This window comes from Actinopolyspora biskrensis (genome assembly GCF_013408175.1).
Classification (GTDB): Bacteria; Actinomycetota; Actinomycetes; order Mycobacteriales; family Pseudonocardiaceae; genus Actinopolyspora; species Actinopolyspora biskrensis.
Window position 1 is genome coordinate 402,493 of the sequence record NZ_JACBYW010000004.1, and the last position, 21,814, is coordinate 424,306.

The window sequence follows — 21,814 nt, forward strand, 5'->3', positions numbered from 1 at the left end:
GAACGCGTCCGTTGCGATCTTTGGTTGCTTACGGCGCGGTCGGCAATTGTGCCGACACTGTGCGCTGGAAAGGTGACATACGGTAATGAAACAGTACTTGAAAGAACACACGAATCCGCCGGTCTTCCTGACTTCGGCGATCGTCGTGGTGGCTTTCGTGCTTTGGGGCGTGTTCGCTCCGGCGAATCTCAACGAGATAGCCAGCAACGTCAACAGCTTCATAACCACGAACTTCGAGTGGCTCTACATCCTCTCGGCGACCTTCTTCGTGGTCTTCGTGCTGGCTGTCATGTTCAGCCGTTTCGGCACGATACGACTCGGTCCACCGGAATCCCGTCCCGAATACAGCAACCTCGCCTGGTTCGCGATGCTGTTCACAGCCGGTATGGGTATCGGCCTGGTGTTCTACGCGGTGAGCGAGCCCATCACGCACTTCACCGGCCCCCCGGTCGGTGAGGCGGGAACGCAGGAGGCCGCCCAGCGTGCGATGAACTTCACGTTCTTCCACTGGGGCGTGCACCCGTGGGCGATCTACATCGTGCTCGGGCTCGCACTGGGGTACTTCGCCTTCCGCAAGGGGCTGCCGCTGCGCCCCTCGGCCGCCTTCTACCCGCTGATCGGCGAGTGGGTCCACCGCTGGCCCGGCTACATCGTCGACGTGCTCGCGGTGTTCGGCACGCTGTTCGGGCTGGCGACCTCGCTCGGTCTCGGCGGCAGCCAGGTCGGCGCCGGGTTGAACGCGGTGTTCGGCATCGAGAACACCCCGATGCTGCAGATCATCGTGATCCTGGCGATCACGGCCGTGGCCGTCGTCTCGGTGATGCTCGGCATCGACAAGGGCATCCGGAACCTGTCGCTGATCAACCTGTGGTTGGCGTTCATCCTGATGCTGTTCGTGTTCTTCTTCGGGAACTCCCTGAACCTGCTGAACATGCTCGCCAGCAACGTCGGCTACTACCTGCAGCACCTGCCGGAACTGAGCTTCCAGACCTTCCCGAACAACGGCAACGGCACCGCGCAGGACTGGCAGGCGGGCTGGACGCTGTTCTACTGGGGCTGGTGGATCGCCTGGTCGCCGTTCGTGGGCATGTTCATCGCCCGCATCTCCTACGGCCGCACCATCCGCAACTTCATCGGCGGTGCGCTGTTCGCCCCCGTGGGCGCTTCCTTCGTGTGGTTGAGCATCTTCGGCAACACCGCGCTGAGCCGGCTGCTGGCCAGGGAGGACACCACCAGCGGTCCGCTCGCGGAGGCGGGGTCGAACAAGGCCATGTTCGTGATGCTGGACGGGCTTCCGGTACACACGATCGTCTCCACGCTGGCCTCGGTGCTGGCCATCGTCGTCATCGTGCTGTTCTTCGCGACCTCCTCGGACTCCGGCTCCCTGGTGGTCGACATCCTCACCAACGGCGGTGACCCCAATCCGAAGTGGCAGCAGCGACTGTTCTGGGCGATCTCGGAAGGCGTGATCGCCTGCGTGCTGCTCGGTGCCGGTGCCGTCACGGGGGCCGACGCGCTGAGCGCGCTGCAGACGGCCTCCATCGTCACGGGGCTGCCGTTCGCAGTGGTCCTGATACTGCTGTGCGTCAGCCTCGTCAAGGCGCTCAACCAGGAGCGCCCCAACCTGGTGGCCCCGCGGGAGCCGAGCCCGATGCCGGGGATCCGCACGAGTTCCGCGCGGGTCGTCGCGAGCACCGGTGCGCGCGAGGTCGAGAGCGCCGAGGACACGGACAAGCAGTCCTGAGCGGACCGAACCGTGCGCTCGTGATCGAGTGAGTGGGGCCTCCGGCACTCGCCGGAGGCCCCACTTTTCGGTTACCGTCCTCCTCCGGAGGGGTGACACGTAGTAGTCGTTCTGGTCCGATTCGGGTGTTTTGTTTTTAGCTGATCACTCGTGGTGCTCGCTGTGGTCCAATGGCCACACTTGAGAGTGAGTCCACTTGGAGGCTCGATTGCCGGCTGTGCGAGATGTGCGAAGGCCCGACGATGTCGGTGCGCTCCACCGCGGGAAAACGGTGCGGACGGGACGCCGCCCCCCTTCGTCCGGAGTCCTGCTCGGACTGCTGGCGGCGTGCTGCGGTCTGCTCCTGGTGCTCGCCCCCGGTGTGGCCGCGGCGCACTCCGCCGGCGGCGAGCCTCGCCCGCCCGCGTCCGCCGGGGCGCGGACTCCACTGCCCTCCGCCACCGAATACGCGCCCCCGGCGGCCGGGCACGGGGCCCGGTCCGCTCCGGCGGGTCGCGGCCCTTCGGAGGGGCCCACGGAGGAGTCCTCCTCCGAGCAGGACCGCCGGTACGTCATAGGGGCCGTCGGCGTGGGGCTGGTGCTGCTCGTGCTGCTGGTCCGGCGCAAGAGGGGCAAGGCGTCCATCGTGCTGCGCTGGCGCAAGCGCAGCTGACATGCTTTTGGAACGTGCACGGCTCGGTTTGCTCGGGTGGCCGGGTGGCCGTCACGTGAGTCGGCGCCTTGCTGCGTCGGAGGGCACCTCGAGCAGCGGCCTACACAACGTGCCCTGCCGCCTTGCGACGCATCCGACTCACGCACCGGAGCTTCTCGTCCTGCGCGGGCTGAAGCGCTCGCGTCGGAAGCAGCCTTTCGCCGGAAGTTCTTGAAGGGTCGGCGGCTCGGTTCGCGCGGCGGTACCGACTGCTCGAGTGGTTTTCGGCGGTGCGAGTGGCTCGGGTGGTGGCAAGTGACTGGCGCCGCTTGGCCGGCAACCGTCCCGGCCGGGAGCGAGCGCTGGTCCGCTCCGCGCGGGCACTTAACAGAACTCACGGTCTGTTTTGCGTGAATTTTCCGTCACTTGGACTAGACCTGAGAAAAAACCTGTGGGAACTTCACAGTCGACGGATTGCGTGGTGGCCCGCGGACGGCAAGGAGTCCGCTGGTCACTGTTCGCCTCCGGGCAGCTGCCCGGAGCTGTGGGTCGGCACCGGGAAGCCCCCCGACCGGTGCCGATCCACCCGGTCCCTCCCGGAGTTTCCGCTCGGCGGAACCGCCCGGCTCCGTCGCGGGGTTCGGTCGCCCTGAAATTCTCCGCCCGTTCGGCGCGCGAATCGTACCGGTGAGCTACCCGGGTGTCTCGCGCGGCGGCTGCGCACGCTCTCGTGTTGCAGGATGGTCGGCAAATGAGTACCGATTCCTCGCGATCCCGTGAATCCGGTGGCGGCCACCGCCGCAGCGCCGCCGGCCCCGCAGAACCCGCCGGGCCGGACTCCCGCCCGGTCCGCGCGGAGGACTGGCGTGCCGCCGTGGAGCACCGCCGGGAAGAGCTGATCGAGCTCTCCCACGACCTCCACGCGAATCCGGAAACCAGTCTCGGGGAGCACCGCAGCGCGGCCCGGGTCGCCGAACGGCTCGCCGAGCACGGTTTCGCGGTCGACCGGCCGGTGGCCGGGCTGGAGACGGCCTTCACGGCCGAGTACGGCTCGGGGGAGTTCGTCGTGGGGCTGTGCGCCGAGTACGACGCGCTGCCCGAGGTCGGACACGCCTGCGGGCACAACATCATCGCCGCGGCCGCGGTGGGAGCGGCGCTGGCGCTGGCCGAGCACGCGGCGGGACTGGGCATCACGGTGCGTGTGCTGGGGACTCCGGCGGAGGAGACGGGCGGTGGCAAGATCACCATGCTCGACGCGGGGCTGTTCGACCCCGTGGCCGTCGCCCTGATGGTCCATCCCGGGCCGACGGAGGCCTGTGCTCCGCGTTCGCTGGCGATCACGGATCTGCGGGTGTGCTACACCGGCCGGGCGGCCCATGCGGCGGCCGCCCCGGAACTCGGCGTCAACGCGGCCGACGCCGTCACGGTGGCCCAGGTGGCCGTCGGGCTGCGGCGGCAACACCTCGAGCCCGAACAGATGGTGCACGGAATCGTGACCTCGGGAGGCGCGGCTCCGAACATCGTCCCCGAACGGGCCTCGGCCGAGTACAACCTGCGGGCGGCGGATCCGGCCTCCCTCGAGCGGCTGGAGCAGCGGATCAGGGCCTGCTTCGAGGCGGGGGCCACCGCCACGGGCTGTTCCGTGGAGGTCGTCCGGCTCTCTCCGGTCTACACCGAGCTGGATCCCGACGAGTGGCTGGCGGAGACCTACCGTTCGGCGATAACGGAGCTCGGTCGGGCTCCGCTGGCGCGGTCCGAGGAGCGCCGCGACGTCATCGGAAGCACGGACATGGGAAACGTCAGCCGCCGGATTCCCTCCGCGCACCCGATGATCGCACTGGAGTGCGGGGGAGCGGTCAATCATCAGGCGGAGTTCGCGGCGGCCTGCGTCACGGATTCGGCGGACCGGGCCGTGCTCGACGGAGCGGCCGCGCTGGCGTGCACCGCGGCCACGGCCGCGCTCACCCCCGAGCAGCGCGAACGCCTGCTCACCGCCGTCGAAGAACGAAACCCCTCCGAGGTTCGGCAGGCGTCGAACCGACTCTCCGATTCGGGAGGCGTGGTGTGACCGCGTTGGATTCTCGTGGACCGAACCCCCACGGTGGCAACTCCGTGATCCACACGGCCGATCCGGCGGCCGACCCGCTCGACGAACGAGCCGAGGACCGGGAGCAGTACGCGGACGTGGCAGGGGAGGACGAAGGCGGTGACTCCCCGCCGCCGGGTCGAACGCTGTCCACCGGGCCGGAACGGGCTCGGGAGGAGACCATGGGCGATGTGCGCTCCGGGGTGACTGATCTCGGTGAGGGACGCGGGCCCGGTTGGCTGGACGAGTGGCTGGCGGCCAACTCCGAGCGCGTCGTGGCCTGGCGCAGGCAGCTGCACTCCGAGCCCGAGCTCTCGCGCGACGAGCACCGCACGACCGGCTGGCTGGTCGAGCGGCTCACCGCGCTCGGGCTGCGACCGCGGATCCTGCCAGTGGGGACGGGACTGGTCTGCGACCTGGGGAGCGAGGGCTCCAACGGCCGAACGATCGCGCTGCGGGCCGACATCGACGCGCTGCCGCTGACCGAGGCGACCGGGGTGCCGTTCGCCTCGAACACGCAGGGAGTCGCGCACTGCTGCGGGCACGACGCCCACACCGCCGTTCTGCTGGGCGCGGCCACGGCCCTGGCGGCGGCACCCCGGCTGCCCGGCCGGGTGCGGTTGATCTTCCAGCCGGCCGAGGAGGTCATGCCCGGCGGGGCTCTCGACGTGTTGGCGGCCGGAGGACTGGACGGTGTCGACCGGATCTTCGGCCTGCACTGCGACCCGCGGTTGCCCGTCGGCACGGTCGGCACCAGGATCGGTGCGCTGACCTCGGCCAGCGATCTGCTCGAGGTCCGGTTGAACTCCCCGGGCGGGCACACCTCCCGGCCGCACCTGACCGGGGACCTCGTGTACGCGCTCGGGAGCCTGATAACCGGACTGCCCGCGCTGCTGTCCCGGCGCGTGGACCCGCGTACCGGGACGGTGCTGGCCTGGGGCGCCGTCCGCTCGGGGGAGGCGGCCAACGCCATTCCCCAGGAGGGGGTGCTGCGGGGAACGCTGCGCACCGGGGACCGGGACACCTGGGCCGAGCTGGGGCCGCTGGTCCGTGAACTGGTCCAGGGGCTGCTGGGACCGCTGGGTGTCGGATTCGACCTGCAACATCGCCGCGGGGTGCCGCCCGTGGTCAACGACGCCGAGAGCACGCGCCTGATGCGGGCCGCCGTGGGCGAGGCCCTCGGGGAGCAGGCCCAGAGCGGGACTCCGCAGTCCTCGGGGGGCGAGGACTTCGGCTGGTACCTGGAACACGCGCCGGGATCCTTCGCGCGGCTCGGGGTGGCCGGTCCGGACACCACCAGCACGGACCTGCACCAGCCGAACTTCGAACTGGACGAACGAGCGCTGCTCGTCGGGGTGCGCACCATGGTGCACACGGCGCTGTGCGCGCTGCGGGAGTAGAACTCGCAGCGGAACTTTGCGTGGGTGGCCGGGTAGCCGTCACGTGAGTCGGCGCCTTGCTGCGTTGGAGGGCACCTCGGGTAGCGACGAGTTCGCGGCTCGGTCCGCTCGAGCGGTTTCTCACCCGTTCGGGGTGTATCAACGGGGGCGTCGCGCGCCTCTTACGGGTATGAGCGAACGAATCGAACGGGTCCGCCGGTCGTCCCGCGCCCACGGCGAGCCGCGCGAAGCGGTCCCCACCGCCTCGACGACCCGGCAGGCCCGCGAGCGGCTGGGTGGGCACGACCGGCTGCTGGCCGCGTTGGAGGCGGGGTCCCTGGTCCGCCTGTGGCCGGGTGTGGTCGTTCCGGCCGACTCGGTGCACGATCCGGCCACCAGGGCGGAGGCGGCACTGCTGCGGGCCGGTGCCGGGGCGGTGCTCTCGGGGCCGACCGCGCTGGCCATGCACGGCTGCCGGGCCGCGGGCTCGCGGATCGTCCACGTGACCGTGCCTTACCACAGGCAGCTGCGCCGCGAGCCCGGACTGGTGGTCCGGCAGGGCCGCGTGCGCGAGCGGGAAGTGGTGGAGCTCGACGGGCTGCGCGCGCAGGTGCTCGACGTGGCGTTGACCGAGGTGCTGTGCACGGCGGAGGAGCAGTTGGCGGTGGCCTGTCTGCGGCAGGCCACCGCCCTGCCCGACGTCGAGCTGGGGCGCGGGCTGCGGGCCATGGTCGAACAGCGGCTCGCCCGCAGGAGCGATCGCCGCGGAACGCGTCGGGCGCGTTCCCTGCTGGAGGCGGTGAGCGCCCCCGGTCCAACGTCCCTGCCCGCTTGACCGGACTTCGTGGTCCCGGTTCGCGTGGTGGTTCGGGTGCCGGGAGGGGCGAAGGGAGGTGCGCACCGTGTTCTGCCGCGCAGGCATCAGACGCATGCGCGCTGAGCTTCGCTTGGACGACGACGCCCTGGCCGCGCTCCGGGAGCGGGCCGTCGGGAGAAGCGTTCGCCCGGGCGAGCGCTGCCGGAACTCGTCCGTCAGCCCCCACGCGGTCGGTCGGCCGCCCGGGGGCGACGCCGGACCGACCGGCCGGAACCGTTACGGGCCCACGTTGGTGCAGGGTTTGTTGCGCAGCTCCGCCACGTAGTCCTCGGGAGCTCCGGCGGTTTCGGCGGCGTCGGCGATCAGCCCGAGGTACCGGGCCGAGGGGAGCCCGCCCTCGTAGGCGTCCAGGACGTACAACCAGGCGATGGTGGGGCCGTCGAGGGTGTGGATCCGCAGCCGCAGCTTCTTGTGCATGCCGAGCTCCGAGCCCTCCCAGCGGTCCAGCGTCTGCTCGTCGTCCGGGCTGACGTCGTAGAGCACGGTGAACACGTGGGAGCCGGGGGCCTCGACGACCGTGGCGAGCGAGCCCTCCCAGCCCAGGTCCTCACCACCGAAGGTGAGCCGCCAGTCCATCAACCATCCCGTCCCCGCGACGGGCGAGTGCGGGGCGCGTTCGAACATTTGAGCCGGGTCCATGTTGGAGCCGTAGGCGGCGTATAGCGGCACGAATCACAGGGTAACGACCTCGGGGGTCGTTGTCCCTCCCCGCGACGTGTGGGGATCGGCGGTCGGCCGTGCGGTGCGGACCCGGCTTCCGGAACCGGTGAGGCGGTTCCTCCGCTCGGCGGCGTACCGTTGAGCCGGTGGGCGTGAGCCCGAAGGCGAAGGGGTGTGTTAATGGTCTACACCTTTCTTCGGGGCGGTGTACCCCGCGACCGGGCGGAGAGGACGCCGAGGGCCGGGGCCGATCGGTCCCGCCGCGGCACGCTTCGGGCGTGAACGGCGCGGAACCGGAGCGCGTGATCAGCTGCCGTGCCGCTGTCAGCGGTTGTTCAGCCACCACCTGACCGAACTCCCGGACGGATCCTAGGAGGAGAGCGAAGTGACCCGCATCGTAATCATGGGAGGCGGGCCGGCTGGATACGAGGCCGCCCTCGTGGCAGCGCAGAACGGGGCGGACGTCACGCTGGTCGAGGCCGAGGGGCTGGGCGGGGCCTGCGTGCTCTACGACTGCGTCCCGTCGAAGACCTTCATAGCCTCCGGTGGTGCGCGCTCCTCCATTCGCGACGTCCAGGAGCTGGGGATCCGGGTCAAGGAGGGCGCGGCCGACGTGGACACGGCCGTGGTGCACGGCCGGGTCAAGGGACTGGCCCTGGCGCAGTCGGCCGACATACGCTCCCGGGTTCACCGCGAGGGAGTTCGGATCCTGGGCGGGCGCGCCCGCTTCGTGGACGAGACCCCGGGGCTGGCCCAGCACCGCATCCGGGTGGACCTCAGCGACGGCGGTCAGGAGGAGCTGGTCGCCGATTCCGTGCTGATCTCCACCGGGGCCACTCCGCGCATCATCCCGGGGGCCCAGCCGGACGGCGAACGCATCCTGACCTGGCGCCAGCTCTACGACCTGCCGGAGCTGCCCGAACACCTCGCCGTGGTGGGGTCGGGAGTGACCGGTGTCGAGTTCGCCTCGGCCTACGCCGAGATGGGGGTCAAGGTCACCCTGGTCTCCAGCCGCGACCGGGTGCTGCCGCACGAGGACGCCGACGCCGCCGCCGTGCTGGAGGAGGTCTTCTCCGAACGCGGTGCCAGCGTGGTCAAACACGCCAGGGCCGACAGGATCGACCGGACCGACTCGGGCGTGCTGATCCACCTGAACGACGGACGGCAGATCGAGGCCAGCCACGCGCTGATGACCGTGGGGTCCGTGCCGAACACCTCGGACATCGGGCTGGACCGCATCGGCGTGGAGCTCGACCGCGGCGGCTACATCCCGGTGGACCGGGTCTCGCGGACCAACGCGACCGGGGTCTACGCGGCGGGGGACTGCACCGGTGTGCTGCTGCTGGCCTCGGTGGCCGCGATGCAGGGCCGGATCGCCATGTGGCACGCCCTGGGCGAGGGGGTCACCCCGATCAAGCTCAAGACGGTGGCGGCCAACGTGTTCACCCATCCGGAGATCGCCACGGTCGGTATCAGCCAGCAGTCCATCGAGTCCGGTGAGGTTCCGGCCCGGAGTGTCGTGCTGCCCCTCTCCGGGAACCCGCGCGCGAAGATGGAGGGGGTCCGGCGGGGCTTCCTCAAGGTCTTCTGCCGTCCCGCTACCGGTGTCGTGGTCGGGGGCGTCGTGGTCGCGCCGAACGCGAGTGAGCTGATCCTGCCGCTGGCGCTCTCCGTGCAGAACCAGGTGACGGTGGAGGACCTGGCGAACACCTTCTCGGTGTACCCGGCCCTCTCCGGTTCGCTGACCGAGGCCGGGCGGCAGCTGATGAGGCACGACGACCTCGACTGACCGGTCCCGGTCGTCGCGCGGGGCGGCGGTCGGTAACGGCCGGGGAAGCGGCTCTTCCGCCGCCCGCGCCGCACCGCTGTGCGCCACCGGGGCCCCGGGGCGCTTCCCGGGCCGACCTGTGCACGCGGACCTCCCGCGTGCACAGTGGACCCATGAGCGAATCCTGCGTGCTCGTCTACGACGGTGACTGCGGGTTCTGCACCCGCAGTGTCCGCGTGGCCGAACGTCTCCCCGTGCGTGCTCGCGTGGTGCCCTGGCAGGAGGCCGACCTGGCCGGTCTCGGTGTTTCCGAGGAGAGGGCTCGGCGCGAGGTGCTGTTCGTGGAGCGCCCGGGAGGCCCGGTGCACGGCGGAGCCGGTGCCGTGGCCGCGCTGCTGCGGAACTGCTCGGGGCCGTGGCGGTTCGCGGGCGGGTTCCTCGCGGCTCCCGGAGTGCGTGCCTGCGCCGGTGCGGTCTATCGCGTGGTGGCCCGGAACAGGCACCGGCTGCCCGGCGAGACCCCGGCCTGCCGACTCCCTCCCGAACAGCGCCCCGGAGGACGTGCTCCGTGAACCGGACGCTTCGCGATCACGGTTCGGTATCCGGCTCGGTCCCGCTCCGCCGCGGAACATCGATTCCGCGGGTGAACGATCCCGTGCGCTGCGCGGGAGGCGTTCGGAGCTTGCGGAGCGCTCGGCCGATGTCCGACCGATCGTGAATAATCGCCTCGGGAGTTGCTTCCGGTGGTCCCGGTGCGGGGCGGGCAGGAGAGTTGAAGGTGTTTCGTGGGAGAGGCGCCGCGGGACGGCGGGATTCCCGGCCCGAGGCGACCTCCGAACGAGGGAACTCACCACTGGCACTGCTCGGAGTGCTCGGGCTCGTGTTCGGGATCGTGCTGCTCGTGGTGCTGGTCGAACCGGACAGCCTGTTCGCCGGAGGCGATGGTTCCGAGCGGGGAACCGCGCCGGAGGTCCGGAACGGTTTTCCCGAGCCGGGCTTCGATCCGGCGAGCCTGCTGGAGAACAACCCGGTGACCACGCGCTCCCTGCGGTTGTCGGGAACGAACTGCGAACTCCCCGAGCTCACCGACTCCGCGGAACGGATGGCGAGCTACTACGAGCGGGGAGTGCGCTGCCTGGACCAGGCCTGGTCCGGGGTGCTCGACGGCGCGGGCATGGAGCGCCGGACTCCCGAGGTCACTTCGGACCCCGAGGCGAGCGGGTGCCGGGAAGCGCACGGGGACACCCGCCCGACGGCCTTCTACTGCGACGGCACCATCCACCTGCCGCGGAAGTGGGTGCTGTCCGACATCGGCCTGGAGGAGGGCTCCCACCTGATGCTGCTGGCGCACGAGTACGGGCACCACGTGCAGCGTCTCTCCGGGATCATGCGGGCTTCCGCGGTGCGCGCGGACGAGCTGGAGCGGTCCTCGCCGGATTCCCTGCGGGTGACACGCCGCCTGGAGCTGCAGGCCGACTGCTTCTCCGGGATGTTCGTGGCCCGCGCCGTCGATGACGGGGTGCTGGACCGCGGGACGGCCGAGCGTCTCGTCGGGTCCCCGGGGAGCGCGAAGCTCGCGGACAGCCACGGTTCCCCCGCGAATCAGCGACGTTGGAAGGAGGCCGGGTTCCGGGAGCGGAGCACGGCTGCCTGCGCCACGTGGACGGCCCCGGAGGACGCGGTTCGGTGAGCGCTCCGCGCGCCCGCCTGCCCGGCAAGACCTCGTCGCCCCGGTCCGCGTGGCGGTGTCGGCTGGTCGGGTGGTGTTTCCCGGCGCTGACAGCGCCGGAGAGCATCGGCGAATCATCGCGGTCGAAGTGCCGCACCGAGGTTCAACAGGGCCCCACCGGCGTTCGGCGCCCTCCCCGGGCGTGTCGTGCCCACGGCGACCACCGGCGTAGTCGGTTACGCTTTGTCCGGACAAAGTCACCTTTCGTGATCACCGCGTGGAGCGGAGCGGACGAGGGCGTCGGAGCGAGTCGCGCGCGACGTCCGGTCGAGGAGGGGCGATGCCCGAAGGAACGGCACCCGAGCGCTCCCACTGGCGCTACCGCAGGGGACTCGGGGGCGAAGCCCTCGCGGAGGTGCTCGGGACCTTCGTGCTGGTCCTGCTCGGGTGCGGCTCCGTGGCCGTCGCCCTCGCCGCACTGCCCGAGTCCGGGCGGCAGACGGCGGAGTTCGGTCCGGCGAACTGGCTGATCATCATCTGGGGCTGGGGCTTCGGTGTCGTGTTCGGCGTCTACACGGCCGGAGGTGTCAGCGGTGCCCACATCAACCCCGCCGTAACTCTGGCCTTCGCGGTGCGCAGGACCTTCCCCTGGTACAAGGTGGTGCCGTACTGGTTCGCCCAGGTCGTCGGGGGGTTCCTCGCGGCCGCGCTCGTCCACGCGGTCTACGCTCCCGCCATCGACGCCTTCAACGCCTCGGCGGGGACTCCGCGCGCGGAGTCGTTGGACACGTTCTCGATCTTCGCGACCTTCCCCGCCGAGTACTTCGGAGGAGGCTGGTGGGGCCCGCTGCTGGACCAGATCGTCGGAACGGCGATCCTGGTTGGGCTGATCTGCGCCCTGCTCGACAAGCGCAACATGGCTCCCGGCGCGAACGTCGCCCCTTTCCTGATCGGAATGGTCGTCACCGTGATCGGGCTGACCTTCGGGCCGAACGCCGGTTACGCGATCAACCCGGCGCGTGACTTCGGCCCCAGGCTGTGGACCTACCTCGCCGGTTGGGAGGACATCGCGCTGCCCGGAAGTTACGAGTGGTTCTCGTGGTACTTCTGGATCCCGATAGCGGGGCCGCTGATCGGGGGTGTGATCGGCGCGCTCGTCTACGACCTGTTCATCGGGCAGGCACTCGCGGTCCGGGACGCGCCGGAGTCCGGTCGGGTCCCCGAGTGAACTTCTCCGGGGCGGGGCCGGTGTCCGCGTCAGGGGCCCGCCAGCGCCCGTTCCCGGCGGTTCGGCGATCAGCTGCCCCGCCCGAGCAGGGAGAGCAGCGGGGCGGCCTTGGTCAGGCACTCCTGCCACTCGGACTCCGCGTCGGAGTCGGCCGTGATGCCCCCGCCCACTCCGAAGGCCACCTGGCCCGCCGCGTACTCCATGGTGCGGATGGCCACGTTGAGTTCGGTTCCGGCCACGGGGGAGGACATCCCCACCGCGCCGCAGTAGACCTCGCGGGGCTCCGCCTCGAGATCGGCGATGATCTCCAGCGCCCGCGTCTTCGGGGCCCCGGTGACCGAGGCGGGAGGGAACGTCGCCGCCAGCAGCTCGGCGTTAGGAGTTCCGGCGGGGAGTTCGGCGCGGACCTCCGAGACGAGATGCCAGACCCCGGGGTGGGGCTGTACCCGCAAGAGCCGCGGGGTGGTCACGCCGCCGGTGGTGGCCACCCGGCCCAGGTCGTTGCGGGCCATGTCGACGATCATCACGTTCTCCGCGATGTCCTTGAGCGACTCGCGCAGCACCTGCGCGTTGTGGTCGTCCTGCGGACCCCGCCTGGGAGTGGTGCCCTTGATGGGGCTGCTGTGGACCACGTCGCCGTGGCGGGCCAGGAACAGCTCGGGGGAGAGCGAGGCGACGGCTCCCCAGTCCCCGGCGAGGTAGGCGGCCCGCGCCGGCCGGAAGCGGGAGCTTCCCGCGGCGAACAGCTCCAGCGGACTCCCCTCGAAGGGGAGGCTGAAGCGGCTGCACACATTGGCCTGGAAGATCTCGCCCGCCGCGATCTCCTCCACGCAGCGCCGCACCGACTTGCGGTGCAGTGCCGCGTCCGGAGCGTCGGCGGGCCCGGTGGCGGGGGTGAACTCGTGCGACTCCTCGGCCGCGCTCCGCACCAGCTCGGCCAGTTCCGCGCCGAGCTCGCGGGGTTCGCGCCGGGCCAGGGACTCGAACCACCACTGCCCACCGGAATCCAGGCGGAGCACGTGGTCGGCCCAGCCCCAGGCAGTGGCGGGCAGGCGTCGACGTGGCAGGCGCTCCGCGTCCGCCGGGTCGGTCAGGCCGTACCCCAGGTAGCCGATCCAACCGCCGCCGACGGCCTCGGCCGGGGCCGCCGGGTCCGCGGTTACCGGGGGGTGCTCGTCGAGCTGTTCGAAGGCTGCTTCGGGGGCGCGGCGCTCGATCCGCACGGACGGAGCCAGTACGGCCCCACCGCCGAACCAGTCCCCGGTCAGCGCGGCGGGGGAGGCGAGTCCGCGGCGTCGTGCACGTCGGTCGAGAGCACGCAGCACTTCGGTGGCCGCGGCGTGCCCCTCGATGGGCCGGATGAACAGTCGCACACCGCCAGTATGCAGTCGCGGGGACGCGCTCGTTCCCACTCACCCGACCCGAGTAACTTCGCTCACCGCTACAGTCGTGGATGTGCGTTTCGTGCTCGCTTCCGCGTCCCCCGCCCGTCAGTCAGTGCTGCGCGCAGCCGGGATCGAACCGGTGGTTCGGGTCTCCGGGGTGGATGAGGAGGCCGTGCGGAACTCGCTGACGGCTCCGGCTCCGGACGAGCTGGTCACCGCGCTGGCCACGGCCAAGGCCGAGGCCGTCGTCGAGCAGGTGGCCGCGGAGTTCGAGGAGGCCGTGATCGTCGGCTGCGATTCGATGCTGTGGACCCGTGGGCCCGACGGCTACGAGGTCGTCGGCAAACCCCCCACCCCGGAGTCGGCCGCGCGCCGCTGGTCGCGGATGGCCGGAGGAACCGGTGAGCTGCTCACCGGGCACACGGTGCTGCGGGTGGGCAGCGGCGGCGTCGTAGCCCGCGGCAGTGATCACCTTTCCACGACCGTCCGCTTCGGTGAGCCTTCTCAGCAGGAGCTGGACAGCTACATCGCCACCGGCGAGCCGCTGCGGGTGGCCGGTGGGTTCACTTTGGACGGTCTCGGCGGCTGGTTCGTCACCGGAGTGGACGGCGATCCCTCCAGCGTGATCGGTATCAGCCTTCCGCTCACGCGCACCCTGCTGGCCGACGTGGGGGTCGGTGTGGTTTCGCTGTGGAATCACGCAGCGGAGGAGAGTTGTAACTCGTGACGGAGCTTTGCGTGGTTGGTCGGGTAGCCGTCACGTGAGTCGGCGCCTTGCTGCGTCGGAGGGCACCTCGACTAGCGGCCTGCGCCACGTGCCCTCCCGCCTTGCGATGCATCCGACTCACGCACCGGGGCTCTCGCTCGGCTCGGGCTGAAGCACCCGAGTTGGACGAAGCCCTTTGCCAGAAGTTCCCGAAGAATCAATGGCTCGGTTCGCCCGGGTGACCGCGTGGGCGGTGGGAGCGGTCTCGCCGCTTGCCCGCCGGGAGCTCGGTCCCGCGGACCGCTCCACGGGGGTGCCAGAAAGTGAACGTCCTCACATATTCTTCCGGTTCGGAACAACGGTTCCCGCGGGGATGTTGTTCACCAGCGCGATGACAGCCCGAAACGACCGGAGCGCCGCCCGGTACCTCACACAACGCCTGCACGTCGATCTGCGACGGCAGGCCAGCTGCATTTGTCGCCGGTGAACTACCGGGACAGGTAGAGTCCGCCGACCGGAGGCGTGCCACCTCCGGCGAAGGATCCAGCGGACTCCCGTCACCCGGACCGAATCCGAGTACTCGCATTCCCCGAAAGTCGGGGCGCGTGCCAGCGTGCCCCGACGAAACCGTGTTTTCCGGGAGACAACAGTGTCCGAGACACAGGCCGAAACATCACGCCGACGCCCGTCCCTCTTACGTTTTAACCCGAAAGTGTTCGCAGTGGCGGTCCTCGCTTCGCTGCTGCTCGGTGCCCTGCTGGGGTGGCTGGCCGACTCCACCGGTGCGGAATGGCTCGTCACGACGCTGGACACCATCGGATCCACGTTCACCAAGCTGCTCACCTTCACGGTGCTGCCGCTGATCTTCACCGCCATCGTGGTCGGCATCACCAGCCTGCGCTCCATGGGCGGTGGGCGTGCCGCGGCCAGGCTCGGTGGCAAGACGGCCATGTGGTTCGCGATCACCTCGCTGGTCTCCGTGCTGATCGGCATCGGAGTGGCCGGCGTGCTGCGGCCGGGCCAGGGGGTCGACATCACCCCGGACCAGCAGCGCGTGAACGACGTGAACGAGATGAGCTCGGGATCGTGGCTGGACCTCGTCCAGGGGCTGGTGCCCGAGCACCTGGTCGGCGCCTTCGCAGGCGGAGAGACCCTGCAGGTCGTGTTCGTCTCCCTGCTGGTCGGCGCGGCCGCTTACAGCCTGGGGGACACGGCGAAGCCCTTCGTCGAGTTCAACCGGGCCGCGTTCGAGATCATCCAGCGGGTGCTGGGGTGGATCATCCGGCTCGCCCCGCTCGGCACGCTCGGGTTGATCGGCAACGCGGTGGCGACCTACGGCAACGAGTTCTTCGCCCCGCTGCTCAAGCTCACGGGGGCCACCTACCTGGGTTGCGCCCTGGTGCTGTTCGGCGTTTACCCGCTGTTGCTGTGGTTCGTGGCCAGGGTCAGCCCGGCCAAGTTCTTCGGCAAGGTCTGGACGGTGCTGCAGTTCGCCTTCGTCTCCCGCTCCTCGGGAGCCAGCCTGCCGTTGAGCCGTCAGGCCGCGGTCAACCTCGGGGTGGACCGCTCCTACGCGAGTTTCGCGGTCCCGCTCGCGACGACGACGAAGATGGACGGTTGCGCGGCCGTCTACCCGGCCGTCGGTTCGATCTTCATCGCGAACCTGTTCGGCTTCGAGATGGGGATCGCCCAGTACCTGACGATCGTGGCCGTCGCGGTGTTCGGCGCGATCGCCACGGCAGGGGTCACCGGCTGGTTCACCATGCTCACCCTCACGGTCGGCGCGCTGGACTTCCCCCCGGCCATGATCGCCACCGGTATCGCGATCGCGTACGCGGTCGACCCGATCATGGACATGATGCGCACGATGACCAACGTGGCCGGGCAGATCGCGGTGCCGACGGTGGTCGCCCGCACCGAGGGGATACTGGACGACGAGGTGCTGAGGGCTCCCGGTTCACCGCTGCTGATCAACGGGGACGAGGGGGCGACCGGAGGACCGGACGAGCAGCCGGAGGGCTCGGAAGGGGAGTCGGAGCCCGCTCTGGCCAGGGCTTGAGGACTTCGGGCGGCACGGCTCGCCCGGTCACGTGAGAGCGTGACGCGGGAGGGGCCTGCTGCGCCGGTGGCCGGTGGGTTCCTCGGCGCGGCGGCGTCGAGGAACCCACCCCGCCACGTGAACCGGTACGACGAAGTTCCAGCGGCGGTTCGGCCGGAAAAGCCGACAGGACTTTACGACGACCACCTACCCGGGTGCGCTCGCGAACTCCTAGACTCTTCACCGGTCCACGCTGTCGTGACAGGAGGTACGGGGTGCCCGAGCAGGACTCGACCACGCAGAACCAGTTGCGCAAGGTACTGATAGCGAATCGCGGGGAGATCGCGGTTCGCGTGGTGCGGGCGTGCGCCGATGCGGGGATCGCGAGCGTGGCGGTGTACGCCGAACCTGACGCACAGGCCCCCTTCGTCCGCCTGGCCGACGAGGCGTTCGCGCTGGGCGGTGCCACGGCGACGGACAGCTACCTGGACATCGGCAAGGTGATCGAGGCGGCCCGGCGCAGCGGTGCGGACGCGGTGCACCCCGGCTACGGATTCCTGTCCGAGAACGCCGACTTCGCGCAGGCCGTGCTCGACGCGGGGCTGGTGTGGATCGGTCCCACACCGCGCGCCATCCGCGATCTCGGGGACAAGGTGACCGCCAGGCACATCGCCACCAAGGCGGGGGCCCCGCTGGTTCCCGGAACGCAGGACCCGGTGTCCGGTTCGGACGAGGTGGTGGAGTTCGCGAAGGACCACGGGCTGCCCGTGGCGGTCAAGGCCGCGTTCGGCGGCGGTGGCCGTGGTCTGAAGGTCGCCCGCACCATGGAGGAGATCCCGGAGCTGTACGAGTCGGCCGTCCGGGAGGCCGAGGGCGCGTTCGGCCGGGGCGAGTGCTTCGTGGAGCGCTACCTGGACCGGCCGCGCCACGTGGAGGCGCAGGTGCTGGCCGACCAGCACGGCACCGTGATCGTGGTCGGAACCAGGGACTGCTCGCTGCAGCGGCGGCACCAGAAACTGGTCGAGGAGGCCCCCGCGCCGTTCCTGTCCGACGAGCAGCGCGCCCGGATCCACGAGGCGGCCAAGGCGATCTGCTCCGAGGCCGGCTACCACGGCGCCGGAACGGTGGAGTTCCTGGTCGGCTCCGACGGGACGATCTCCTTCCTCGAGGTCAACACGCGGCTGCAGGTCGAGCACCCGGTCTCGGAGGAGACCGCGGGCATCGACCTGGTGCGTCAGCAGTTCCTCATCGCCGAGGGCGAGCCGCTGGAGATCACCTCCGATCCGGAGCCGCGTGGCCACTCGATCGAGTTCCGCATCAACGGGGAGGACGCGGGGCGCAACTTCCTGCCCACCCCGGGCACCGTCACCCGTTTCGTCCCGCCGGCAGGCCCCGGCGTTCGCGTCGACGCGGGAGTGGAGACCGACAGCGTCATCGGTGGCCAGTTCGATTCGCTGCTGGCCAAGGTCATCGTGACCGGTGCCGACCGTTCCGAGGCCGTGCAGCGCTCCCGCCGCGCCCTCGACGAGATGGCCGTGGACGGGATCGCCACGGTGCTGCCGTTCCACAGGGCGGTGCTGCGCGATCCGGCTTTCGTCGGCACCGACGGTTTCACCGTGCACACGCGCTGGATCGAGACCGAGTTCGACAACAACATCGAACCGCACACCGGTGGGGCCGAACCGGCCGAGGAGGAGCAGCGGCAGCGCTTCACCGTGGAGGTCGGCGGCAGGCGACTGGAGGTCTCCCTGCCCGCCTCGTTCGCCGTTTCCTCGGGCGGCTCGGAGAGCTCGGGGGGTGCGAAACCGCGCAAGCGGCGCTCCGCGAGCGGTGGTGCCGCCCCATCGGGTGATGCTGTCACAGCGCCGATGCAGGGCACGGTGGTCACCGTCGCGGTGGATGACGGCCAACAGGTCGAAGCCGGGGAGAAAATCCTGGTGTTGGAAGCCATGAAGATGGAGAATCCGGTTACCGCTCACAAGAGCGGGACCGTCACCGGGTTGAAGGCGCAGCCGGGTGACTCCATAAGCCAGGAAACGACCCTCTGCGAGATCAAGGACTAGTTTTCGTGGCCGGGCAGGGCAGCAGTATCCGCATCGGCGACCGGGACCGTGACCGGGCGGTCGCCCTGCTCGGCGAGCACTTTTCGGCCGGGCGGCTGGAGATCGACGAGTTCGACGAGCGCTGCCGACGGGCGACGGCCGCGCTTTACCGGGTGGACATCGCCGCGTTGTTCTCCGATCTGCCCGCGCCGCACCCGGAGGTGCTGTCCGCCCCGGCCGAGGTGGAGCCGCGGGGGGCCGGTGAGCGCTCCCCGCGTCGACTGCGGGCGAGCGCGGTCGGGGTCTCGATCGTGGTGGCCATGCTCGCTCTGCTCGTGGTCACCAAGCAGGTGTGGATCGTGCTGCCGATGGTCGGTTTCTGGTTCGCCTGGTTCGCCACGCGGAAGTGAGGCGGTTCTCGTGCGCTGTGTGCACGGTTGACTACGGTGTACGGCATGCGCGGCCGAATAACCGCTGCCCGGTACTCCTTACCGGGATTGCTCAGTTTGTTGCTCCTGCTCAGCGGGTGCGCCGTTCTGCCGACCCGCAACGCGACGGACAGCGGCCCCGTTCCTCCCGAGCCGGTGCCGCTCCCGGCGGAGAGCTCGACCTCCTTGCCGCCGAGGCCGTCCGACCTTCCGCTGCGGGGGCTGGATCCGTGCGGGGTGCTGACCGAGCGGCAGCGTGCCGCGCTCGGTTTCGACAGGGACCCGCTTCCCGGGGTCGAGGAGGGGTTCGACGATGCCGGGACCTGCAGCTACCGCAACAGCAGGGCGAAGGTGGGGGCACGGATAGCCCTGATCACGGAAGAGGGAGTCAACGTCTGGACCAGTGACACCGCCCAGGTGAAGGCCACACCGGTGACGGTGGAGGGGTTCCCCGCCCTGGTGATCCGCACCCCCGGACTGCGGTTGGCCTGCAACGTGGCCGTCGATGTCGCCGGTGGACAGCACCTGAGCGTGTTGTACCGCGACGACGGCGCGAAACCTCCCGCTTCGCTCGACCAGTTGTGCGCGGGGGCGCGCCGGGTGGCCGCGGCCGCGGTGCGCGGTCTGCGCGAGGAGTCCGGCACCGCGACGGGGACTCCCGGCTGAACGCCGTGCCGGGCCGGTTCCCCGGAGGGGAGGCCGTGCCGCGGGGTGCGGAACTTCCGGACGAGGGCCCCCGGAGCACGCTGACCGCTTGTCGATTACTCCAAGTGCTCGAAATAGCCCGCGATCGGAGTACTCCCCACACTGCCGCCGAGTTATTAGAGTATTGCGGCAGCTACTCGGTTGAGGTTGTCCATTCAGCTTGTGGGGGTGGTTGTGTGGCGGAACCTCTCGCGGTCTCGTGAGCGGATGCCCCCGGCACCGGGTAGTGGCCCGCACGACGTCGGGACCGTCCTCGCGAGAGCGGCGCGGGAGAACCCGCGGCGGGTGCCGGTGGCGGCGTGGGCGTTTCGGCGTTGCCCGCGCCGGAGGAAGAACCCCGGCACAACCAACAACTCGACCGGAAGAGCTCTATCGAGACTGGAGGAAGATCGTGCCGGAGAGTTCCTATCGGGAAGGTATGGCCGGTTCGCTTTCGTCCACCGAAGCAGCTTCGTCGAGCGGGTCCGTGCGTGTCGAGTCCTCCGCCATACCGGACCTCGTCGAGGCCCTGCAGTCCTCACTGGACCGAGTGGGAACGCAGATCGAACACGCGATCACCGAACTCCGCATACGTCCCTGGGCCGGTGATCCCGTAAGCACCGGTACGGCGGAGAAGTTCAACGAGCACTCGGTCGGTGGTGACAGGGCCGCGCTCACGGCGTTGTACGGGTATCGCGACAGACTCCAGGCTGCGGCCGACGCGTTGCGGGACGCCGAAACGCGTTATCGGGGGGACGAGGACTCCAACGTGACACGTATGCGGACGGGCTGCTGATCCCGACCGGCGCCGGCGGAGAGGTCTTATGAGTGATCACCGTTGGCAGGGGTACACCCATGCCGAGTTGTTCGAGATGTTGCACCAGGGGCCCGGCCCGGAGGCCTCCGATTCCTCGGTTCGGCGGTGGAGCGAACTCGGACGAGCCCTGGAGGACATAGACAGCGGTATGGTGGCCGCGCTGCGCGCGGCCGCCGAGGGCTGGGAGGGGCGTGCCTCCGAGAGCGCGCGGAACGCGCTCTCCCCGCTCGGCGAGTGGGCGGGGCGAGCACGGGAAGCCGCTGAGCGGATGCGGAGCTGTTCGGAGCAGCAGGCCGAGTGCGTGGCCAAGGCCCGTGCGGAGATGCCCCCGCCCGTCGAGGTGCGTGCGGAGGAGCCCAGTGGCCTCACCTCCACGCTGGTCCACCTGTTCGGTGGGCAGACCGATTACGAGAAGCAGGAGCGTCAGCAGGATGCCGCCGAGCAGCGGGCCTTCGACGTGATGCGGACGTACCAGGCCTCCTCCGAGGCCAACGCGACCTCCCTGGCCGCCTTCGAGCAGCCGCCGCAGCTGGTGGTGGACGTTCCCCGGCAGCCGAGCCCGGGAGGAACGTCGGTGGGAGACGTGACCATCTCCTGGGGCGGTTCCGCGCCGAGCGGATCGGCTTCCGGGACGGGAGGCGCCACCGGACGGAGTGGCGCGCCGCACTCGTCCAGCGCGACGAACGGTGGTTCCGCCCGCGAGAGAAGCGGGTACGGCGGTCGTGCGCGGGACGGGCACGCCGGGGAGGAGAGCGAACCGGTCGTCGAAGTGACGGAGACGGCGGGTGGCCCCGGCCCGTTCGAGGAGCAGCGCACTTATGCGCGCCCTGTGATCGGCGGTGACTCCGGTTGATCGGCGCGGTGGACCGTGAGCTGCGGACGGAACCCGTCGAACTGTCCTCGCCGGAGTTCGACGTGCTTCGCGAACACCTCGGGATGGAGCGCCTGCCGCTCGTACTCAAAGTGCCCTCCCCGGGCAGGACGCACGCCGAACGCCGCGAGCTGGTCGAACACGTGTGGCGCGGCCTGGACGATCGCGGGCTGTGCGGCACCGGGGGGTTGCACGAGCGGCTGGAGCGGATGCTGCGGATGCTGGCGGCACCGCGCTACGAGGTCGACGGTCGTTGCTGGTTCGGCCGCAGCGTTCGGGTGTTCGCGGCCGGTACCGGGCGTTCCGAATCGGACGAGGCGGTTGTGGTGACCAAGGAGGACGAAACCGTTTCGCTGCGTCCTGCCGCGGCGACCGGGTTGGCGCGGGAGGCCGTCTCCGCGGTGTTGCCCGACGCACCGGTGGGAACGGGACGTTCGGTCACCCTGCCCAGCGAGACGCTGGACGCGGCCGCTGCCGAGGCCGCGGACGATCTCATGCGTCTGCGTGAGTCGTTGCGGTCGCGCGGGGTGCGGGACGAGGACGCGGAGACGCTGGCCTGGATGCTCGAGGGGGTACGTTCCCGGGGGCAGTTCGGTGTCGCCGTGCGGAGGCCGCGTTCCGGTCGGCGGAGGGCGGAGCAGGTGGTCGGCTTCTTCGAGTCGGAGCGGGGGCGCTACACCCAGCTGCGCGGCGCCTCCCCCTCCGGCGAGTTGTGGACCACCGTGGCCCCGGCGGACCGGCGTGGCCTGGTCGGCCGGCTGGAGAACCTGCTCGGCGAAACCGACCAGTGATGGTCCCTGC

Annotated in this window: 20 protein-coding genes; 18 read left to right on the forward strand and 2 right to left on the reverse strand. The window is 70.3% G+C overall.

Translation table 11 applies throughout. The features are described 5' to 3' along the window. Positions 1-85 precede the first annotated feature (85 nt). From FHR84_RS12935 to FHR84_RS12955, 5 genes are all read left to right on the forward strand, one after another. On the forward strand, positions 86-1,744 hold the full coding sequence (locus FHR84_RS12935) for a BCCT family transporter (protein ID WP_179535732.1): 1,659 nt from the start codon (positions 86-88) through the stop codon (positions 1,742-1,744). A 271-nt stretch (positions 1,745-2,015) separates the two neighbouring features. After that, a complete protein-coding gene (locus tag FHR84_RS12940) occupies positions 2,016-2,396 on the forward strand; it encodes a hypothetical protein (protein ID WP_179535733.1) in 381 nt (126 codons plus the stop codon). Between the two features lie 730 nt (positions 2,397-3,126). Beyond that, positions 3,127-4,443, forward strand: coding sequence for a M20 family metallopeptidase (locus FHR84_RS12945; protein ID WP_246300510.1), 1,317 nt, complete (start codon positions 3,127-3,129; stop codon positions 4,441-4,443). Positions 4,444-4,643: 200 nt separating this feature from the next. Continuing rightward, on the forward strand, positions 4,644-5,861 hold the full coding sequence (locus tag FHR84_RS12950) for an amidohydrolase (RefSeq protein WP_343075274.1): 1,218 nt from the start codon (positions 4,644-4,646) through the stop codon (positions 5,859-5,861). A 169-nt stretch (positions 5,862-6,030) separates the two neighbouring features. Further along, positions 6,031-6,675: a hypothetical protein gene (locus tag FHR84_RS12955; protein WP_179535735.1), complete on the forward strand. Its 645-nt coding sequence runs from the start codon at positions 6,031-6,033 to the stop codon at positions 6,673-6,675. Between the two features lie 258 nt (positions 6,676-6,933). Here FHR84_RS12955 and FHR84_RS12960 read toward each other — a convergent pair whose 3' ends face one another. Then, a complete protein-coding gene (locus tag FHR84_RS12960) occupies positions 6,934-7,386 on the reverse strand; it encodes a gamma-glutamylcyclotransferase (protein WP_179535736.1) in 453 nt (150 codons plus the stop codon). A gap of 376 nt (positions 7,387-7,762) precedes the next feature. Between FHR84_RS12960 and FHR84_RS12965 the strand changes: the two genes are divergently transcribed. The 4 genes from FHR84_RS12965 to FHR84_RS12980 all read left to right on the forward strand — a co-directional run bounded on the left by FHR84_RS12965 (position 7,763) and on the right by FHR84_RS12980 (position 12,042). Further along, positions 7,763-9,166, forward strand: a complete 1,404-nt coding sequence (locus tag FHR84_RS12965) for an NAD(P)H-quinone dehydrogenase (RefSeq protein ID WP_179535737.1) — start codon at positions 7,763-7,765, stop codon at positions 9,164-9,166. A gap of 152 nt (positions 9,167-9,318) precedes the next feature. Further along, positions 9,319-9,717, forward strand: a complete 399-nt coding sequence (locus FHR84_RS12970; protein ID WP_179535738.1) for a thiol-disulfide oxidoreductase DCC family protein — start codon at positions 9,319-9,321, stop codon at positions 9,715-9,717. A gap of 206 nt (positions 9,718-9,923) precedes the next feature. Next, a complete protein-coding gene (locus FHR84_RS12975; protein WP_343075259.1) occupies positions 9,924-10,835 on the forward strand; it encodes a neutral zinc metallopeptidase in 912 nt (303 codons plus the stop codon). A gap of 319 nt (positions 10,836-11,154) precedes the next feature. Further along, positions 11,155-12,042, forward strand: coding sequence for an MIP/aquaporin family protein (locus FHR84_RS12980; protein ID WP_179535740.1), 888 nt, complete (start codon positions 11,155-11,157; stop codon positions 12,040-12,042). A gap of 68 nt (positions 12,043-12,110) precedes the next feature. On the opposite strand, the gene FHR84_RS12985 is transcribed toward FHR84_RS12980, so the two are convergent. Further along, the gene (locus tag FHR84_RS12985) at positions 12,111-13,415 is read right to left on the reverse strand and encodes an aminodeoxychorismate synthase component I (protein ID WP_179535741.1); all 1,305 of its coding nucleotides are present in this window, start codon (positions 13,413-13,415) and stop codon (positions 12,111-12,113) included. An 82-nt stretch (positions 13,416-13,497) separates the two neighbouring features. Between FHR84_RS12985 and FHR84_RS12990 the strand changes: the two genes are divergently transcribed. From FHR84_RS12990 to FHR84_RS13025, 9 genes are all read left to right on the forward strand, one after another. Further along, positions 13,498-14,154, forward strand: a complete 657-nt coding sequence (locus FHR84_RS12990; protein ID WP_179535742.1) for a Maf family nucleotide pyrophosphatase — start codon at positions 13,498-13,500, stop codon at positions 14,152-14,154. Positions 14,155-14,524: 370 nt separating this feature from the next. Further along, the gene (locus FHR84_RS23510) at positions 14,525-14,620 is read left to right on the forward strand and encodes a putative leader peptide (RefSeq protein WP_425489901.1); all 96 of its coding nucleotides are present in this window, start codon (positions 14,525-14,527) and stop codon (positions 14,618-14,620) included. Between the two features lie 234 nt (positions 14,621-14,854). After that, complete coding sequence (locus FHR84_RS12995) at positions 14,855-16,192, forward strand: dicarboxylate/amino acid:cation symporter (RefSeq protein ID WP_179535743.1); 1,338 nt, start codon at positions 14,855-14,857, stop codon at positions 16,190-16,192. A gap of 254 nt (positions 16,193-16,446) precedes the next feature. Further along, positions 16,447-18,234, forward strand: a complete 1,788-nt coding sequence (locus tag FHR84_RS13000) for an ATP-binding protein (protein WP_179535744.1) — start codon at positions 16,447-16,449, stop codon at positions 18,232-18,234. A 5-nt stretch (positions 18,235-18,239) separates the two neighbouring features. After that, positions 18,240-18,623 (forward strand): DUF1707 domain-containing protein, encoded by a 384-nt coding sequence (locus FHR84_RS13005; protein WP_179535745.1) that lies wholly within the window; start codon positions 18,240-18,242, stop codon positions 18,621-18,623. Positions 18,624-18,668: 45 nt separating this feature from the next. After that, positions 18,669-19,307 (forward strand): DUF3558 domain-containing protein, encoded by a 639-nt coding sequence (locus FHR84_RS13010; RefSeq protein ID WP_246300511.1) that lies wholly within the window; start codon positions 18,669-18,671, stop codon positions 19,305-19,307. Between the two features lie 430 nt (positions 19,308-19,737). Further along, a complete protein-coding gene (locus FHR84_RS13015) occupies positions 19,738-20,121 on the forward strand; it encodes a hypothetical protein (protein ID WP_343075261.1) in 384 nt (127 codons plus the stop codon). A gap of 28 nt (positions 20,122-20,149) precedes the next feature. Beyond that, the gene (locus FHR84_RS13020; RefSeq protein WP_179535746.1) at positions 20,150-20,995 is read left to right on the forward strand and encodes a PPE domain-containing protein; all 846 of its coding nucleotides are present in this window, start codon (positions 20,150-20,152) and stop codon (positions 20,993-20,995) included. Next, positions 20,992-21,804 carry an ESX secretion-associated protein EspG gene (locus FHR84_RS13025; RefSeq protein WP_179535747.1) on the forward strand — a complete coding sequence of 271 codons (813 nt, stop codon included), beginning with the start codon at positions 20,992-20,994 and terminating at the stop codon, positions 21,802-21,804. The genes FHR84_RS13020 and FHR84_RS13025 overlap by 4 nt, the downstream gene beginning before the upstream one ends. Positions 21,805-21,814: the final 10 nt, after the last annotated feature.

Bases quoted from the DNA above. Each gene is read 5' to 3' on its own strand.
- FHR84_RS12980 (WP_179535740.1), top strand. From the start codon at position 11,155: ATGCCCGAAGGAACGGCACCCGAGCGCTCCCACTGGCGCTACCGCAGG.
- FHR84_RS12950 (WP_343075274.1), top strand. From the start codon at position 4,644: ATGGGCGATGTGCGCTCCGGGGTGACTGATCTCGGTGAGGGACGCGGG.
- FHR84_RS12955 (WP_179535735.1), top strand. From the start codon at position 6,031: ATGAGCGAACGAATCGAACGGGTCCGCCGGTCGTCCCGCGCCCACGGC.
- FHR84_RS23510 (WP_425489901.1), top strand. From the start codon at position 14,525: ATGACAGCCCGAAACGACCGGAGCGCCGCCCGGTACCTCACACAACGC.
- FHR84_RS13010 (WP_246300511.1), top strand. From the start codon at position 18,669: ATGCGCGGCCGAATAACCGCTGCCCGGTACTCCTTACCGGGATTGCTC.
- FHR84_RS12945 (WP_246300510.1), top strand. From the start codon at position 3,127: ATGAGTACCGATTCCTCGCGATCCCGTGAATCCGGTGGCGGCCACCGC.
- FHR84_RS13020 (WP_179535746.1), top strand. From the start codon at position 20,150: ATGAGTGATCACCGTTGGCAGGGGTACACCCATGCCGAGTTGTTCGAG.
- FHR84_RS12970 (WP_179535738.1), top strand. From the start codon at position 9,319: ATGAGCGAATCCTGCGTGCTCGTCTACGACGGTGACTGCGGGTTCTGC.
- FHR84_RS12935 (WP_179535732.1), top strand. From the start codon at position 86: ATGAAACAGTACTTGAAAGAACACACGAATCCGCCGGTCTTCCTGACT.